Source organism: Mesorhizobium sp. B264B1B (assembly GCF_020165765.1).
Lineage (GTDB): Bacteria > Pseudomonadota > Alphaproteobacteria > Rhizobiales > Rhizobiaceae > Mesorhizobium.
The window spans coordinates 19,679-35,776 of the sequence record NZ_JAIUIS010000007.1 but is presented as its reverse complement, the minus strand read 5'-3'; the positions used below and the strand labels follow the sequence as shown (position 1 = coordinate 35,776).

Genomic DNA, 16,098 nt, shown 5'->3' with positions numbered 1-16,098 from the left:
AACAAGGAATTCAGCCGTGCCCGCGATCTTCACCGCCAACCCCACGCCTGCGCCGATGGCAGCCAAAGCATCGAGCCTGGCGCCGACCGATGCCTCTTCCGCCCCGCTCAAGACCTGGATCGCCGTCATTGGCTCGACGCTCGGCGCCTTCATGGCGGTCCTCAACATCCAGATCGTCAACGCATCGCTAGCCGACATTCAGGGCGCCATCGGCGCGGGCATCGATGACGGCGGCTGGATATCGACCGCCTACCTGGTGGCCGAGATCGTCGTCATTCCTCTCACTGGCTGGCTGTCGCGGGTCTTTTCCATCCGCCTTTATCTTCTGGCCAATGCAATCCTGTTTCTCGCCTTCTCGGTTGCCTGCGCCTTCGCGCAAAACCTTCAGCAGATGATTGTTCTGCGTGCTTTGCAGGGCTTTTGCGGCGGCGTGCTGATCCCGGTCGCCTTCACCATCACCATAACCCTCCTGCCCAAGGCGAAGCAGCCGATCGGATTCGCCCTGTTCGCGCTGTCGGCGACCTTCGCACCGGCCATCGGACCGACAATCGGTGGCTATCTCACCGAGAACTGGGGCTGGCAGTTCATCTTCTATGTCAACTTGGTCCCCGGCGCGCTGATGGTCGGCATGCTGTGGATGTCCCTCGAAAGGGCGCCGATGCAGCTTTCGCTGCTGCGCCAGGGCGACTGGGCCGGGATCATCACCATGGCGATCGGGCTCGGCACCTTGCAGACCGTGCTCGAGGAGGGCAACAAGGACGATTGGTTCGGCTCGCCGTTCATCGTGCGGCTGTCCTTGATCGCCCTCGTCAGCCTCTCGCTTTTCCTGTGGATCGAGTTGAGAAGCGAAAGGCCCTTGCTTAACCTCAGACTGTTCGCCCGCTGGAATTTCGGTTTCTCCATCCTGGCCAGCTTCCTGCTCGGAATTGCGCTCTACGGGGCGGTGTTCATCCTGCCCGTCTATCTCGCGCGTATCCAGGGCTACAACGCCCAGCAGATCGGCATGGTGCTGGCCTGGACAGGCCTGCCGCAACTGGTGCTAATCCCGCTGGTGCCGCAGTTGATGAAGCGTTTCGACATGCGCATTATCGTCGCCTTCGGCTTTGCGCTGTTCGCGGCGAGCAATTTCATGAACATCGAAATGACGGCGACCTACGCGTCGGAGCAGTTCTTTTGGCCGAATGTCGTCCGTGCCGTCGGTCAGGCCCTGGTCATGGTACCCCTGGCTGCGGTCGCTACGGCCGGCATCGAACAGGAGAACGCCGGCTCTGCCTCCGCATTGTTCAACATGATCCGGAATCTCGGCGGCGCCGTCGGCATCGCCATGCTGCAGACTTTTCTGACCAAGCGCGAGCAGTTCCACTCCAACGTGCTGGTGCGGTCGGTGTCGCTGTTCGAAGAGAGCACTCGCGCGCGCATCGAGCATCTGACCCGGTACTTCCTGGCGCATGGCGCCGGCGATCGCGCAGCCGCGATGCACAAGGCCGTCATCGCCATCGGACAGATGGTGCGCAAGCAGGCTTTCATCATGGCTTTCAGCGACGCGTTCTATCTACTCGGAGCAGCCCTTGTCGTCGCGTTCTTCGCCACGCTGCTGTTGCGCAACCCGGGCCATGTCGAGGCGGGTGGCGCGCACTGAAAGATCGGAAAGAAGAACTACAATGATTTCAATCCCGAACTACGCCAGCGCGGCCCCGGAATGTGAGTCTGTCACGTGCACCGCCAGGAAACTCAGCAAATTTCGAATGCTTGGCAGAGACTGTGCCGTTCCAAGTAGGGCACTTTAGCCCATAGTGCGATTTTGGCACCGGCTGCCGCCGTCTTGCCAAAACCGGCTGAATTCCGAAAATCAAGCCAGTGGCGTCGCGCTGGAAACGCCTGGAAGTCTATTGATTTCAATAGGATTAAATGGCGCGCCCGAAGAGATTCGAACTCCTGACCCCCAGATTCGTAGTCTGGTGCTCTATCCAGCTGAGCTACGGGCGCGCATCAGGTCATGCTTTCCATGACCCCGCGATCCGATCCTCGAGGACCGGCCGCGAATGTGTGCAGTTCCCTAGCGACTGAATTCGCGAAAAGCAAGCCGATCCGGCAAAAGTTTTGTCGTCGATGCGTCATCCGCTGGATCCGGCCGGAAATCGGGTTGTTCGAAGCGGCATTCAGGGCGAAGGGGGCCGGACCGGTTTGCGGGCGAAACAGCGTCCAAGCCTGTCAGGCCGGGCGGCGCAGCCCGTTGCGGGCCTGGTCGAGCCGCACCGGCTGGTCGGGAATGGTGACGGCGAAGGTGGTGCGCCCGCCAATCGATTCGACCAGCTCCACCGTGCCGCCATGCGCGCGGATCAGTTCATGCGCGATCGCCAGGCCAAGCCCGGTGCCGCCGCTGCGCGCAGAGCCGCGGAACGCCGCGAACAGGTTCTCACGCGCCTTCGGCGGCAGGCCGGGACCGGTGTCGGTCACGACGATGCGGCTGACGCTGCCCATGCGCTCGGCCGAAACCGCCAGCCGGCGCACCACGGCGCTCTCCGTGTCCGCTGCCATCGCCTGCACGGCGTTGCGGCACAGATTGGTGAGCACGCGGAACAACTGGTCGGAATCGGCGTCCACCTCGAACGCCTTTTCGACCGCGTTGATGAACTCGATGCCTTCCTCGATGTCGAGCAGGCCGTGCACGTCCTCGACCAGCTGGCGCAGCCGCACGCGCCGGCGCGAAGGCGGCGGCTCCTGCGTACGGCCGTAATGAAGCACGCCTTCCGAGTAGGAGACCGCACGGTCGAGCGCACGCAGGAGCTTCGGCGCGAAGGCCTGCACGGTCGGATCCTTGACCTGGCGCAGGCGGTCCGAAATGAGCTGCGCCGAGGCCAGGATGTTGCGCATGTCGTGGTTGATCTTCGACACGGCGAGGCCGAGGTCGGCCAGGTGCTTCTGCTCGGTCAGCATCTTCTGTAACCGCTCCTGCATCTGCGACAGCTCGCGCTCGGCCACCCCGATCTCATCGGCGCGAGCGGCGGGATGAATGATCCGGCTGGGGTCGTCGGGGGCCTGCGAGAAGGACAGCATGGAGCGAGTCATGTTGCGGATCGGTCCGATCATGATCAGGTCGATCGCGGCATAGACCAGCATGGCCGTGAACAGCGAGATCAGCAGCGAGACGAAGGCGACGTTGCGCGAATAGATAAGCATCGCCTTGCGCAGGCTGTAGTCCGGCATGATCAGCTCGAACTCCTTGTCGCTGTCGCCGACCGGCCCGAAGACGCGCAGCATCCGGTTGCCGCCGAAAAACAGCGTGTCGAGCGCGCCGGTCATGCCCTTGACCATGCCGACGCTGGCGAGGTCGATGTGCTCGTCGACCTGCGGCGGCATATCGGCCACCACAAGCAGCCGCGACACGCCGCCGTCGCGCACCGCGATCGCCTTGGCGCCGATCGCCATAAGCACGTCGTTCTGCGCCGTGCGCGACAGCGAGGTCGGTTCGCCCTGCACCAGCACGATCGATACGGCCGCGGCGGTACTCAGCCGCTCCTTGAGCCAGGCCAGCCGGTAGCTGGCGATCCAGGGCAGGAAGATGAGCACCTCGGCCAAAAGCACGAAAACGATGGTCAACAGCAGCAGTTTTGTCGACAGGCCGCGCGACAAGGGTACGCTGCGGACGGCGGCTGGCGCTGGTCCTGTCCCTTCCTCGGCGTGCGTGGTTTCGCTCATGCGGTCCTGTCTTCACAATCGCTTGATCAGCCCAGATTAGGCGATTGCGGCTTTTTTGCCAATTTCCCCCTTGGTCGGAGAGATATAATTGCCGCCGAAAGTGCGCATCCCGGGCCCGGCGACACCGGCCCGGCACCGGCCCGGCACCGGATTGACTTCCAAAACCCTTCTTTCTATAAGCCCGCTCACGCTCGGGCCATTCGTCCCGGCGCGGTTTCGATCGCGCCAAAGCCGGCCCGGCAAAGCTCCTGTTACAGAGTGACAGAATCAAGAAGGGCCGCACCCCGCGGTATTAAAACAAATGAAGCGTACCTACCAACCGTCAAAACTCGTCCGCAAACGCCGGCACGGTTTCCGTGCCCGCATGGCCACCAAGGGTGGTCGCGGCGTCGTCGCAGCTCGCCGCAACCGCGGCCGCAAGCGGCTCAGCGCCTGAGCGAGACAAGATCGTTGCCCGCAACCGGCAAGCCAGTGGGACAAAATCCCAAGCGGCTTCTGAAACGCGCGGAATTCCTGGCCGTCCGCCGTGGTGAAAAACGTCGCGGGCGGTTTTTCCTCGTCGAGGTCCTCGACCGCGGCGACGGCGGCGCGCCGCGCGTCGGCTACACCGTCACCAAGAAGGTCGGCAACGCGGTCGTGCGCAACCGCGTCAGGCGGCGGCTGAAAGAGGCCGTGCGCACCCATGCGGCCGATGACATGATGCCCGGCAATGATTATGTCATCGTCGGGCGCGATGATGCGCTCCGCGCCCCGTTCGGCCAGTTGAAGGTCGAACTCTCCCGCCGACTTCGCGGAACACGATAGGCCAAGGGCTCTCGATGGAAAACAACCGAAACTTCTTCATCACCATCGCGCTGTCGGTGCTGATCCTGACCCTGTGGCAGGTCTTCTACATGAACCCGCGCGTCGAACAGCAGCGCGAGGCGGCGCGCGTCGAGCAGCAGCGCGTGGAAGAGCAGAAGAAGGCGGCAGAGACAGCCAATCCGGGCGCGGCAACGCCGGCACCGGCCGGCACCGCTCCCGGTGCCATCCCCAACGCGCCCGGCGGAGACACCGTCACCGCGGCCAGCCGCGACCAGGCGCTGGCGGCTTCGAAGCGCGTCAAGATCGATACGCCGAGCCTCGAAGGCTCGATCAACCTGACCGGCGCCCGTCTCGACGACCTCAAGCTCAAGCACTACACCGAAACCGTCGACAAGAATTCGCCCGAGATCGAACTGCTCAACCCTTCGGAGTTGCCCAGCGGCTACTTCGCCGAGATCGGCTTCGTCGGCAACGACAAGACGGGTACGGTACCGGGCGCGGATACGGTGTGGAACGTCGAAGGCAATCCGACGCTGACCCCGTCGACGCCGGTGACGCTGACTTACACCAGTGACAAGGGGCTGACCTTCAAGCGCACCTTCTCTGTGGACAGCGACTACATGTTCACCGTTTCCGACGAGGTGCGCAATTCGGGTTCGGCCCCGGTTACGCTGTCGAATTACGGCCGCGTCACGCGCTACGACAAGCCGGCAGTCGCCAGCACCTACGTGCTGCATGAAGGCCTGATCGGCTTCACCGGTGCGGAAGGCCTCCAGGAACACAAATACGCGTCCATCGAGAAGGACAAGGAAGTCAAGCCGGGCAAGTCGACGGACGGCTGGCTTGGCATTACCGACAAATATTGGGCGGTGACGGTGGTTCCGAGCGAGAAGCAGCCGTTTCAGCCGCGCTTCGGCTATTTCGTGGACGGCCGCCACCGCTACCAGTCCGACTTCCTCACCGACCCGATCAATGTCGAGGCCGGCCAGTCGGCAACCGTCGAGACCGAGGTCTTCGCCGGCGCCAAGGAAGTCGCCAAGATCAATGCCTATGCCGAAGACCGCCATATCAAGCGGTTCGACCTGCTGATCGACTGGGGCTGGTTCCACTTCATCACCAAGCCGATGTTCTGGCTTATCGACACGCTCTACAAATTCCTCGGCAATTTCGGCCTGGCGATCCTCGCCACCACCGTCATCGTCAAGGCCATCTTCTTCCCGCTCGCCAACAAGTCTTACGCGTCAATGGCGAACATGAAGAAGGTGCAGCCCAAGATGCTCGAGATCCGCGAGAAATACGCGGACGACAAGATGAAGCAGCAGCAGGCGATGATGGAGCTGTACAAGACCGAGAAGATCAATCCGCTCGCCGGCTGCTGGCCGGTGGCGCTGCAGATCCCGGTCTTCTTCTCGCTCTACAAGGTGCTCTACATCACCATCGAGATGCGCCATGCGCCGTTCTTCGGCTGGATCCAGGATCTGGCCGCGCCCGATCCGACCTCGATCTTCAACCTGTTCGGGCTGATCCCGATCACGCTTCCCCACATGCTGATGATCGGCGTCTGGCCGCTGATCATGGGCGTCACCATGTTCCTGCAGATGCGCATGAACCCGACGCCGCCGGATCCGACGCAGGCAGCCATCTTCACCTGGATGCCCGTCATCTTCACCTTCATGATGGCTGGGTTCCCGGCAGGCCTGGTCATCTACTGGGCCTGGAACAACACGCTGTCGATCCTCCAGCAAGGCGTGATCATGAAGCGCCAGGGCGCCAAGATCGAACTGTGGGACAATCTGCTAGCGCTGTTCCGCAAGAAACCGTCGCCAGCGGAATAGAGGCGCCGGCTCACGATTCAAAAAACCCGGCTCGTCCGGGTTTTTTCTTGTGCGCCGGCATCGGTCCACGTCCGTCCGCGATGGGCGAAACTGCAAACGCGCGGCACCGTCCGATCCGGCAAATGCGCTTGTCCACCATCGAAGACTCGCTCCCGGGGCGATTGGTGCTATACGGCGGACTACGCTACTTTGACGAGGTGTGCGCCGACGCGGGACGCGTCCGCCAGCCAATTCCCGGACGAACCGCCATGACCGGACCCAATCCCGACATCAAGCACCCGATCCCGATGCACACGCGCGTCGGCTTCCTCAAGGCACTGGTGAGCGCGCCCAACATCGAGATCGGCGACTTCACCTATTATGACGATCCGGAAGGGCCGGATAAATTCGCCGAGAAATGCGTACTGCACCACTATTCCTTCATCGGCGACAGGCTGATCATCGGTAAGTTCTGCGCCATCGCCGAAGGTGCCCGCTTCATCATGAACGGCGCCAACCACGCCATGTCCGGTTTTTCGACCTATCCGTTCAACATTTTCGGCCATGGCTGGGAAAAGGGTTTCGACCCCGCCACATGGTCGAAGGAGGTGCGCGGCGACACGGTGGTCGGCAACGATGTCTGGATCGGCATGGAGGCAGTGATCCTGCCGGGGGTGCAAATCGGCCATGGCGCCATCGTCGCGGCGAAGTCCGTGGTCACGCACGACGTGCGTCCCTATGCCATCGTCGCCGGCAACGCGGCCAAGGTCGTCAAGATGCGTTTCGACGACAGGACGGTCCGGCGGCTGCTGGCGGTGGCCTGGTGGGACTGGCCGGTGGACAAGATCAGCCGCAACCTCGATGCCATCAGGGGCGCCGATATTTCTCTTCTGGAGACAGCAGCTTGAACGCTCAATACAGCACCACGATCGGCACGGACCTGTTTACCCGCGGGTGGATCTTCATCCGCGGCGTGCCCGCCATGAAGTTCCTGCCGCCGGAAGGGCCGCCGGAAATCGCCTTTGCCGGCCGCTCCAACGTCGGCAAGTCGTCGCTGATCAACGCTCTGGTCAACCAGAAGGGCCTGGCGCGCACCTCCAACACGCCGGGGCGCACGCAGGAACTCAATTATTTCGTGCCGGACGGATTTTCGGGGGAGGGCGCCGACCTGCCGCCAATGGCGCTGGTCGACATGCCGGGCTACGGCTATGCCACCGCGCCCAAGGAAAAGGTCGACGATTGGACGAAGCTGGTCTTCGACTATCTCAAGGGCCGTGTCACGCTGAAGCGGGTTTATGTGCTGATCGACGCCCGCCACGGCATCAAGGCCAAGGACGACGAGGTGCTGTCGCTGCTCGACAAGGCGGCGGTTTCGTACCAGGTCGTGCTGACCAAGACCGACAAGATCAAGGCCGCCGGCGTTCCGCGGCTGATTGAGGAGACGCTTGCCAAGATCAAGAAGCGACCGGCGGCGTTTCCTTTCGTGCTGGCGACGTCATCGGAAAAGGCCGAGGGCCTGGAGGAACTGCGCGCCGCGATCGTGCTCGCGGCCAATGGCGGCTAGCGGCACAAAAAGCCGGGTTAAGCCTTCGCCTCCAGGGCGATCATCTTGTGGCTTTCCTCCGCGGCAAGCATTTCGGTGCCATAGGCCTTCAGGAACATGTCGACGCCCGACCTGACGATATGGTCGATTTCGTCCTGGTTCGGAGCCTTGGCGCGATAGGCGAAGATGCACTGCCGGAAAAGACCGGCCAGGCAGAGTTCTGTGAACTGATAGGCGGCAAGGTCGACATCGTCGATCTTGAGCAGGCCACGGTCGATGGCGGCCTTGAGGAAGGTCACGACCTTGTCGTGGCCGCGTTTGGGGCCGCGTTCGTAAAACCGCGCGCCCATGTCGGGTATCCTGTCGGAGGCGCCGATCACCGTGCGCTGGGCCTGGATGACCTTGGCCGAGGTGATCTTCATGGACAGGACCTTGCCGAATTTCACCAGCGTCTCGCGCAGGTCGTCGGCACGGTCGAGCACGTCATACATGTTCTTGAAGATCGTGCCGCGCTCTTCCTCGATCAGCGCCTCGAACAGCTCTTCCTTGTTGGCGAAGTAGACATAGATGGTGCCTTTCGAAACGCCGGCTTCCCGCGTGATGTCGTTCATCGAGGCCGCCTCAAAGCCCTTGTCGATAAAGACCCGGCGGGCGCCATCGATGATCTGGCTGCGCTTGACCGGATCCTGTCCGGCTGCCGGGCGGCCGCGGCGCAAGCCGTCCAGCAGGTCGCCGCAATTGTCGTTTTCGACGTCGGGCGTTGTGTCGGCCATTAAAGTCACACCTCGAAAATAATTCGAACCAAGCGGTTCGATTGCCTCTTGATATGGTCCTCTTTAGGCGCTATGTCAACGGCCGGATCGAACCGAACGGTTCAGTATTATAACTTAGAGAGATGTCATGTCCTCGAACGCGCCGTCCACCGCCGAAGTCCGTCCTTTCCCCAACGCTAAGGTTGCTCCGGCGACGGAAGCACCGGAAGTTCCCGTCCAGCCAGTCGCCGCGCCGCCTCTGGCGGAAACTCCGCCGAAGAAAAAGCGTTCCGTGCGCTCCTTCCTGCTGCCGATCATCGGCGTCGCCCTGCTCGGCGCCGGCGCCTGGTACGGCTATGATTACTGGACCACCGGCCGTTTCATGATTTCGACCGACGACGCCTATGTCCAGGCCGACATGGCTTTCATTTCGCCCAAGATCTCCGGCTATGTCGATCAGGTCAAGGTCAGCGAGAACCAGCAGGTCAAGGCCGGCGATCCGCTGCTGACGGTCGATGACGGTGATTACAAAATAGCGGTCGCCCAGGCCGAGGCGCAGATCGCCACGCTGGCCAGGATGCTCGATCGCATCGATGCGCAGACCAAGGCGGCGCAGGCCTCCTTGCAGCAGGCGCAGGCCGCCAAGACCGCCGACCAGGCCGCGGCGGCCAATGCCGCGCGCGCCCAGCAGCGCGCCGCGCAACTGCTCAAGACCCATGTCGGTACGCAGGCGCAACTCGACGACGCCCAGACGGCGCTCGACCAGGCCAACGCCGCTCTCGTCGGCGCCGACGCGCAGATCGCCGCAGCACAAGCCAATATCGGCGTGCTGGAGGCGCAGCGCGCTGAATCGGCAAGCACGCTGGCATCCTTGCAGCTCAACCGCGACAAGGCCGCGCGCGACCTTTCCTTCACTGTGCTCAAGGCGCCCTATGACGGCGTCGTCGGCAACCGTTCCGTCGAGCAGGGCGACCTCGTGAGCCCCGGCCAGAAGCTCGCCGTCATCGTGCCGATGAACAAGCTCTACATCGTCGCCAACTTCAAGGAGACCCAGCTTGCCCGGCTGGTGCCCGGCGAAAAGGTCAGGATTTCGGTCGATGCCATCGACGGCGAGCCCATCGAGGGCACTGTCTCCTCGCTGGCGCCGGCCTCGGGTGCCGTGTTCTCGCTGCTGCCGCCGGAAAACGCCACCGGCAACTTCACCAAAGTGGTGCAGCGCGTCCCGGTCCGCATCGACGTGCCGGCCGATGCGCTGAAGAGCGGCAGATTACGCGCCGGCTTGAGCGTCGTTGTCGCCGTCGACAGCCGCACCGCGCCGGCCGCGATCAACTGAGCGCGCTCCGGGGAGCAACGCCATGGCTACCGCAACCCTGACCGCAGGAGCGCTGCCGGCGAGGCCGGCTGTGCCTGACACCATCTCGACGCGGCGCGTCATAGCCTTCCTGGCGATGGTGTTCGGCATGTTCATGGCCATCCTGGACATCCAGATCGTCTCGGCCTCGCTGGCCGAGATCCAGGCTGGCCTGAGCGCCAGTTCCGACGAGATCCCCTGGGTGCAGACGGCCTATCTGATCGCCGAGGTGGTCATGATCCCCCTATCCGGCTTTCTCAGCCGGATGCTGTCGACGCGCGTTCTGTTCACAATTTCGGCGGCGGGTTTTACCGCCGCAAGCGCGCTCGCCGCGACCGCCACCAACATCGACCAGATGATCGTTTACCGCGCCATCCAGGGTTTTATCGGCGGCGGCATGATCCCCAGCGTCTTCGCGGCCGCCTTCACCATCTTCCCGCCGTCGCGCCGTGCCGTCGTGTCGCCGATGATCGGCCTGGTGGCCACCCTGGCGCCGACAATCGGCCCGACCGTCGGCGGCTATATCAGCCACGCAATGTCCTGGCACTGGCTGTTCCTCGTCAATGTCGTGCCCGGCATCCTGGTGACGACGGCGGCCTGGTCGCTGATCGATTTCGACAAGCCCAACCTCAAGCTGTTCTCGAAGTTCGACTGGTGGGGCCTTGCCGGCATGGCGGCGTTCCTCGGCTGCATGGAATATGTGCTCGAGGAAGGCCCGAACAATGATTGGCTGCAGGATCAGGCGGTGTTCATCTGTGCCGTCGTCATGACCTTCGGCGCGGTGCTGTTCTTCTGGCGGGTGTTCACCGCCGAGGAGCCGATCGTCGATCTCAAGGCGTTCAGCAATATCAACTTCGCCTTCGGCTCGCTGTTCTCCTTCGTCATCGGCATCGGGCTTTACGGTCTCACCTATCTCTACCCCGTGTTCCTCGGACGCATCCGCGGCTACGATTCCATGATGATCGGCGAGGCGCTGTTCGTCAGCGGCCTGGCGATGTTCTTCACCGCACCGGTCTCGGGCATCCTGTCGAACAAGATGGACCCGCGCCTGATGATGATGATCGGCTTCTTCGGCTTTGCCACCGGAACATGGTGGATGACGCATTTGACCGCCGACTGGGATTTCTACGAGCTGCTCATCCCGCAGATCCTGCGCGGCTGTTCGATGATGCTGTGCATGGTGCCGATCAACAACATCGCGCTCGGCACGCTGCCGCCCGAGCGGCTGAAGAATGCATCGGGCCTGTTCAACCTGACCCGCAATCTCGGCGGTGCCGTCGGCCTCGCCCTGATCAACACGGTGCTGATCGACCGCAACGCCTTCCACTATGCAAGGCTCTCCGAGCACGTGCAGTGGGGAAGTGCGGCCGCGCAGCAGAAGCTTCAGAACATGACGCTCAATTTCGAGCAGACCGCCGGCCTGGATGCGGCCAGCGCGGCGATCTCGAAATTGTCGGGCATGGTCCAGCAGCAGGCGGCGCTGCTGTCCTTCATGGACGTGTTCTACATGCTGACGGTGCTGTTCGCGACGCTTGGCCTGTTCACCATGATGATCCGCAAACCGGCGGCCGCCGGCGGTGGTGGCGGCGGGCACTGACACCAGGGCAATACCGGAGAAACGATTTGCGTCCTGAATCGCGCTGGAAGCAAGGAAACACGGGCAGCCGTTTCGGGAAGCTCCTCCAGTCCACGCCCGAAATGACTGACCGCTAAAAAACTCCGGGTCGCAAGCCCGGAGTTTTTTCATATCGCGGCCGCATGGTCTCAGGCGGTGGCGGGCTTGAAGCTCAGCGCCACGCCGTTGATGCAGTGACGCAGCCCGGTCGGCGGCGGGCCGTCGTCGAAGACATGGCCCAGATGGCCGCCGCAGCGGCGGCAGTGGACTTCGGTGCGAGTCATGCCGAGCGACCGGTCCTGCGTCTTGCCGACGGCGTTGGCGATCTCCTGCCAGAAACTCGGCCAGCCGGTGCCGGAATCGAACTTCGTCTCGGAGGAGTAAACCGGCAGGTCGCAGCCGGCGCAGGCGAAGACGCCCTTGCGGTGCTCGTTGAGCAATGGGCTGGTGCCGGGATATTCGGTGCCTTCCTTGCGCAGCACGTCGAAGGCCGCGGGAGACAGGATCGCGCGCCATTCGGCATCGGTCTTGGTGACTTCGAAGGTCTCCGCCGCACGTGCATCCTGCGATCCGCCCATGCGCAGCAGAGATGCCGTGCCGGCCACCACGCCGATGGCGGCGGCGCCGCTCAAGAGAAAGTCGCGACGGTTCATGGCCAATCCTCCTGCTATCTGTTTGCCACATTCAACGCTCGGCTGAAAATCAAAAGCCGTTGAGGGCCGAACGTTACCCGCACCAGCCTCCTGGATGGAGCCACAGTGCGGAGCGGACGCCTGCCGGCGCAACGCGTGTACGAAGTCGCGCACCGGCAGGAGAGCCTTGCTGCCTGTTCGCCGGCAGCGAGCCGTATGTTACATCTTCGGCAAAAGAACCTTGTCGATGACGTGGATGACGCCATTGGACTGCCTGACGTCGGCAATCGTCACATGGGCGACATTGCCGTTCTCGTCCGTGACGGTGACCTTGCCCTTATCGGCCTTGAGCGTCAGCTCGCAGCCGCCGGCGGTCTTGACTACATGCGCGCCGCCATCGGCCTTGGCCATCTTGGCGACGTCGGCGGCCATCGCTTTCGCCGCGATCACATGGCAGGTCAGGACCTTGGTCAGCTTGTCCTTGTTCTCGGGCTTGAGCAGCGTTTCGACCGTGCCGGCCGGAAGTGCTGCAAAGGCCTCGTTGGTGGGAGCGAAAACAGTAAAGGGTCCGGCGCCCTGCAGCGTGTCGACCAGGCCCGCTGCTTTGACGGCAGCGACCAGCGTCGTGTGGTCCTTCGAATTGACGGCGTTCTCGATGATGTTCTTCTTGGCGTACATGGGTGCGCCCCCGACCATCGGATTGGCGGCATAGGCGATGGTGCCGAGCGCTGAGAGGCCGATCGTACCGGCGAGCAAAAGGGTGGCGAGTTTACGCATGATGTAAGTCTCCTCGGGTTGTTTTCCCCATCATTGGGAACGCGAGGAGATACGGGCCATGCAAAACTTAGTTTCGCTTTCTATGAAAGAATTCTTTTATTCCGAATGACGCCCGGTGATTTCAGTGGATAGGCTGATCCAACTGCGGGAATTTGGTCCGCGGTTATCCATGCAAAAATAGACTTCACTATTTTGTAAGGCGACGGTCCGGGCGGGGAGCCATCAGATGCCCTTCAGGTCGCCTGCCGCGACCACCGGTCCCGTCGGCTGGCCGGTCGGCGAACCGCCTGAAGGCTCGAGGCTGACCGCCAGCACGGCGCCCCGCGCAAGTTTCTGCTGCACGACCGGCGAAACCGTCACATGCGCAGCCTTCCCGGCCGGGATGACGCCCATCGAAACCGGCGCGTTCTTGCCCACGATCACCCACAGTTCGAAGTCCTTGCCGGAGGCCCGCTCACCGGAAACGTGCGACAGGCCGACTTCATGATGCGCCGCGTCATAGACGACGAGGTATCTGACGTCGCTGCCTTCGGCGGCCAGCGAGGCGACAAGCTGTGGTTGTTGGAGCGGCGGGTTGATGAAAGGCAAGGCGATGTAGATCGCCAGCGCCGCGATGGCGGCGGCGGCAAGGCCGCGCCAGAAGGCAAGGCTCGACCATAGGCCGGCGCGAGGCTGCGAGGCGAACAGCCGGCGATCGATCGCCTCCTTGACCCTGATCGGAGGTTCTGTCCCGGGATAGGCGACGGCCAAGGGCGAAAAATGGGCCTCCCAGGCATCGACAAGCCGAGCGAATGCGGCGTCGCCATCGATGCGGCGGGACGCGATCTGGCGTTCTTCCGCTGTCAGGACGCCAAGCACGTATTCGGCGGCGAACAGGTCGTCGCCTCCACGTTCCGGTCCGTCGTCGTCTACCAGCGTCATCTTTCCAGACACTCTCTGAGCTTCAGCAGGCTGCGTCGCAGCCAGGTTCGCATCGTGTTCAGCGGCACGCCGTGGCGCTCCGCCAGTTCGGCATAGCTCTCGCCGTTCAGATAGGCGCCCCGGACAGCCGCTGCCCGGCCCTTTTCCAATTCCTCGAGACAACGGTGGATGCGCTCGGACTCGCCACCTGCCACGGTCATGGCCTCCGGTCCCGGCGCCGGATCGGCCACATCGAGCGCGGCATCGATGTAGGCGGCAGGTTCCCGCCGCGCCCTGATACGATCGATCGCATGGTTGCGCGCGATGGCCACCAGCCAGGAAATCGGGCTTAGATCCGAGACGGCGAAACGGTCCGCCTTCGTCCATATCTTGACGAAGACTTCCTGAAGCGCCTCTTCGGCATCTCCCCGGTCCTTCAATACACGAAGGCAGACACCGAAAAGTTTCGCGCTGGTCTGCCGGTACAGCAGATCGAACGAAGCCCGGTCCTTCATCGAAGTCCGGACAATCAGATTGCTGATCTCCTGTGGCGTCATGTCGGCAAATTAGGGGATTGCGATGTATTTGCAACGGCGCAAATTTCCGTGCACCCAAAGCTTTCCGCACCGCGCCGCACTCGTTCATCGCTCGATTGCCAACGGATTGGCCGCTGGTTACCTTGCCTGGATCGGGGGAGTGCGCATGTCGGTCGAACGAGTGCTGTGGGAAGAAGACGCCACCGGCCTTGCCACGTTGGTGCGCAAGGGCGAGGTTTCGCCGGTCGAACTGGTCGACGCGGCGATCGCGCGCGCCGAGGCCAGCCGGCCTGAAATCAATGCCACGGCCGAGACACTCTACGATGCGGCGCGCAGCCGGGCGAAGGGCATCGATCATTCCCTACCGCTGGCCGGCGTGCCCTTCGCCGTCAAGGATCTCGGCATCGCCATCAAGGGCGTGCCGTCGCATGGCGGCAGCCGCATCCCCGCCTGGATGCCCGAGGTCAGTTCGGTGCTGACCGAACGCTATCTCGCCGCCGGACTGATACCCATCGTCACCTCGACATCGCCCGAACACGGGCTGCGGCTGATGACCGAATCAAAAGCCTTCGGCATCACCCGCAATCCCTGGAACACCGGCCACACCAGCGGCGGCTCGTCCGGCGGCGCTGCGGCACTGGTCGCCGCCGGCGTCGTGCCGGTGGCGCATGCCTCCGATGGCGGCGGCTCGATCCGCGTGCCTTCTGCCTGCACCGGGCTGGTCGGCCTCAAGACCTCGCGCGGCCGCGTTCCGCTGTCGCCATCGGTGAGCGAAAGCTGGTACGGCATGGTGGTCGACCATGCCGTCACCCGCTCGGTGCGAGATTGCGCCCTGCTGCTTGACCTCACCCATGGCCCCGACCCGCTCGCGCCCTATGCCGCGCCGCCGCCGAAGGGTGCGTTCGCCGCGGCTGCCGCGCGCGATCCCGGCAAGCTCAAGCTCGCAATGTACCGGAACTCTCCGCTCGGCCTGCCGATTTCGGCCGAGACGCTGAATGCGCTCGATACCGCGGTGGCGCTCGCCCACGAGGGCGGCCACAGCGTCGAGGAAATCGATTTGCCCTCCATCGGTCGCGATTTCTTCGCCAATTTCTGCAGAACGGTTGCCTCGGCTGTCGCAGGCATGTTGCGGGCCGAGGCGGTGCGCGTCGGCCGCACCGTCACCGGCGACATCGAGCGCGCGACGCGGGTGCTCGGCCGACTGGGCGAAATGGTCTCGGCCGGCGAGACCTATGCCGGCTTGCAGCGGCTGCATGCCGCCTCGCGGCAACTGATTGCGGAGACGGCGCGTTACGACGCCGTGCTGATGCCTGTTATCGCCCACCCGCCGCTCGCTTGCGGTGCGATGGACCCGAAGGGTGCCGACGAGCTCATCGAGAATATGCTCGACAAGCTTCGCCTCACGGCGCTGCTCAGGATCGAACCGCTGTTCGGCCAGTTGATGGACAAGAGCCTGTGGTTCACTCACTGGCCGGCGATCCAGAATGTCAGCGGCCAGCCTTCCATCGCGCTCCCTGTTTACGTCACCGAAGCCGGCCTGCCGCTCGGCGTCCAGGCCGCGGGCCGCCCCGGTGACGAGGAGACGCTTTTGTCCCTGGCCGCGCAGATGGAGAAGATCTCCGGTTGGCTTGGCCGCAGGGCGCCGCTTATGGTGCCTTAAGTGATGACGAGGTCG

General features: G+C 63.3%; 15 protein-coding genes and 1 tRNA gene. 9 read left to right on the top strand and 7 right to left on the bottom strand.

Annotation, left to right across the window (positions count from 1 at the left end):
- Positions 1–55 precede the first annotated feature (55 nt).
- Positions 56–1,639, top strand: a complete 1,584-nt coding sequence (locus LB547_RS15795; protein WP_140583047.1) for an MDR family MFS transporter — start codon at positions 56–58, stop codon at positions 1,637–1,639.
- A gap of 270 nt (positions 1,640–1,909) precedes the next feature.
- Here the strand turns inward: LB547_RS15795 and LB547_RS15790 are convergent.
- Positions 1,910–1,986, bottom strand: a tRNA-Arg gene (locus LB547_RS15790).
- A gap of 225 nt (positions 1,987–2,211) precedes the next feature.
- Complete coding sequence (locus LB547_RS15785; protein WP_140551653.1) at positions 2,212–3,699, bottom strand: ATP-binding protein; 1,488 nt, start codon at positions 3,697–3,699, stop codon at positions 2,212–2,214.
- Between the two features lie 301 nt (positions 3,700–4,000).
- Between LB547_RS15785 and rpmH the strand changes: the two genes are divergently transcribed.
- The 5 genes from rpmH (at position 4,001) to yihA (ending at position 7,881) form a co-directional block, all read left to right on the top strand.
- Positions 4,001–4,135 carry a 50S ribosomal protein L34 gene (gene rpmH / locus LB547_RS15780; RefSeq protein ID WP_008833937.1) on the top strand — a complete coding sequence of 45 codons (135 nt, stop codon included), beginning with the start codon at positions 4,001–4,003 and terminating at the stop codon, positions 4,133–4,135.
- Positions 4,136–4,149: 14 nt separating this feature from the next.
- Positions 4,150–4,503, top strand: a complete 354-nt coding sequence (gene rnpA, locus LB547_RS15775) for a ribonuclease P protein component (protein ID WP_140491500.1) — start codon at positions 4,150–4,152, stop codon at positions 4,501–4,503.
- A gap of 14 nt (positions 4,504–4,517) precedes the next feature.
- Positions 4,518–6,338, top strand: coding sequence for a membrane protein insertase YidC (gene yidC, locus LB547_RS15770; protein ID WP_140582791.1), 1,821 nt, complete (start codon positions 4,518–4,520; stop codon positions 6,336–6,338).
- 248 nt (positions 6,339–6,586) lie between these two features.
- A complete protein-coding gene (locus LB547_RS15765) occupies positions 6,587–7,225 on the top strand; it encodes a CatB-related O-acetyltransferase (protein WP_140582794.1) in 639 nt (212 codons plus the stop codon).
- Positions 7,222–7,881: a ribosome biogenesis GTP-binding protein YihA/YsxC gene (gene yihA / locus LB547_RS15760; protein ID WP_140491494.1), complete on the top strand. Its 660-nt coding sequence runs from the start codon at positions 7,222–7,224 to the stop codon at positions 7,879–7,881. Before LB547_RS15765 ends, yihA begins: the two co-directional genes overlap by 4 nt.
- Before the next feature lie 17 nt (positions 7,882–7,898).
- Here the strand turns inward: yihA and LB547_RS15755 are convergent, their stop codons facing one another.
- Entirely contained in the window at positions 7,899–8,633 is a 735-nt protein-coding gene (locus LB547_RS15755; RefSeq protein WP_140491491.1) for a TetR/AcrR family transcriptional regulator, read from the bottom strand.
- A 127-nt stretch (positions 8,634–8,760) separates the two neighbouring features.
- On the opposite strand from LB547_RS15755, the gene LB547_RS15750 reads away from it, so the two are divergent.
- Both LB547_RS15750 and LB547_RS15745 read left to right on the top strand, forming a co-directional pair.
- Positions 8,761–9,945: an HlyD family secretion protein gene (locus tag LB547_RS15750; RefSeq protein WP_140582796.1), complete on the top strand. Its 1,185-nt coding sequence runs from the start codon at positions 8,761–8,763 to the stop codon at positions 9,943–9,945.
- Positions 9,946–9,967: 22 nt separating this feature from the next.
- Positions 9,968–11,560, top strand: coding sequence for a DHA2 family efflux MFS transporter permease subunit (locus LB547_RS15745; RefSeq protein ID WP_140582799.1), 1,593 nt, complete (start codon positions 9,968–9,970; stop codon positions 11,558–11,560).
- A gap of 167 nt (positions 11,561–11,727) precedes the next feature.
- Here LB547_RS15745 and msrB read toward each other — a convergent pair whose 3' ends face one another.
- The 4 genes from msrB to LB547_RS15725 all read right to left on the bottom strand — a co-directional run bounded on the left by msrB (position 11,728) and on the right by LB547_RS15725 (position 14,444).
- On the bottom strand, positions 11,728–12,231 hold the full coding sequence (gene msrB / locus LB547_RS15740; RefSeq protein WP_140491485.1) for a peptide-methionine (R)-S-oxide reductase MsrB: 504 nt from the start codon (positions 12,229–12,231) through the stop codon (positions 11,728–11,730).
- Between the two features lie 198 nt (positions 12,232–12,429).
- Positions 12,430–12,987 carry a fasciclin domain-containing protein gene (locus tag LB547_RS15735; RefSeq protein WP_140551640.1) on the bottom strand — a complete coding sequence of 186 codons (558 nt, stop codon included), beginning with the start codon at positions 12,985–12,987 and terminating at the stop codon, positions 12,430–12,432.
- A gap of 222 nt (positions 12,988–13,209) precedes the next feature.
- The gene (locus tag LB547_RS15730; protein ID WP_140582802.1) at positions 13,210–13,908 is read right to left on the bottom strand and encodes an anti-sigma factor domain-containing protein; all 699 of its coding nucleotides are present in this window, start codon (positions 13,906–13,908) and stop codon (positions 13,210–13,212) included.
- Entirely contained in the window at positions 13,905–14,444 is a 540-nt protein-coding gene (locus LB547_RS15725) for a sigma-70 family RNA polymerase sigma factor (protein WP_140554637.1), read from the bottom strand. Before LB547_RS15725 ends, LB547_RS15730 begins: the two co-directional genes overlap by 4 nt.
- Positions 14,445–14,589: 145 nt before the next feature.
- Between LB547_RS15725 and LB547_RS15720 the strand changes: the two genes are divergently transcribed.
- On the top strand, positions 14,590–16,083 hold the full coding sequence (locus LB547_RS15720) for an amidase (protein ID WP_140762978.1): 1,494 nt from the start codon (positions 14,590–14,592) through the stop codon (positions 16,081–16,083).
- The last annotated feature ends 15 nt before the right edge of the window (positions 16,084–16,098 follow it).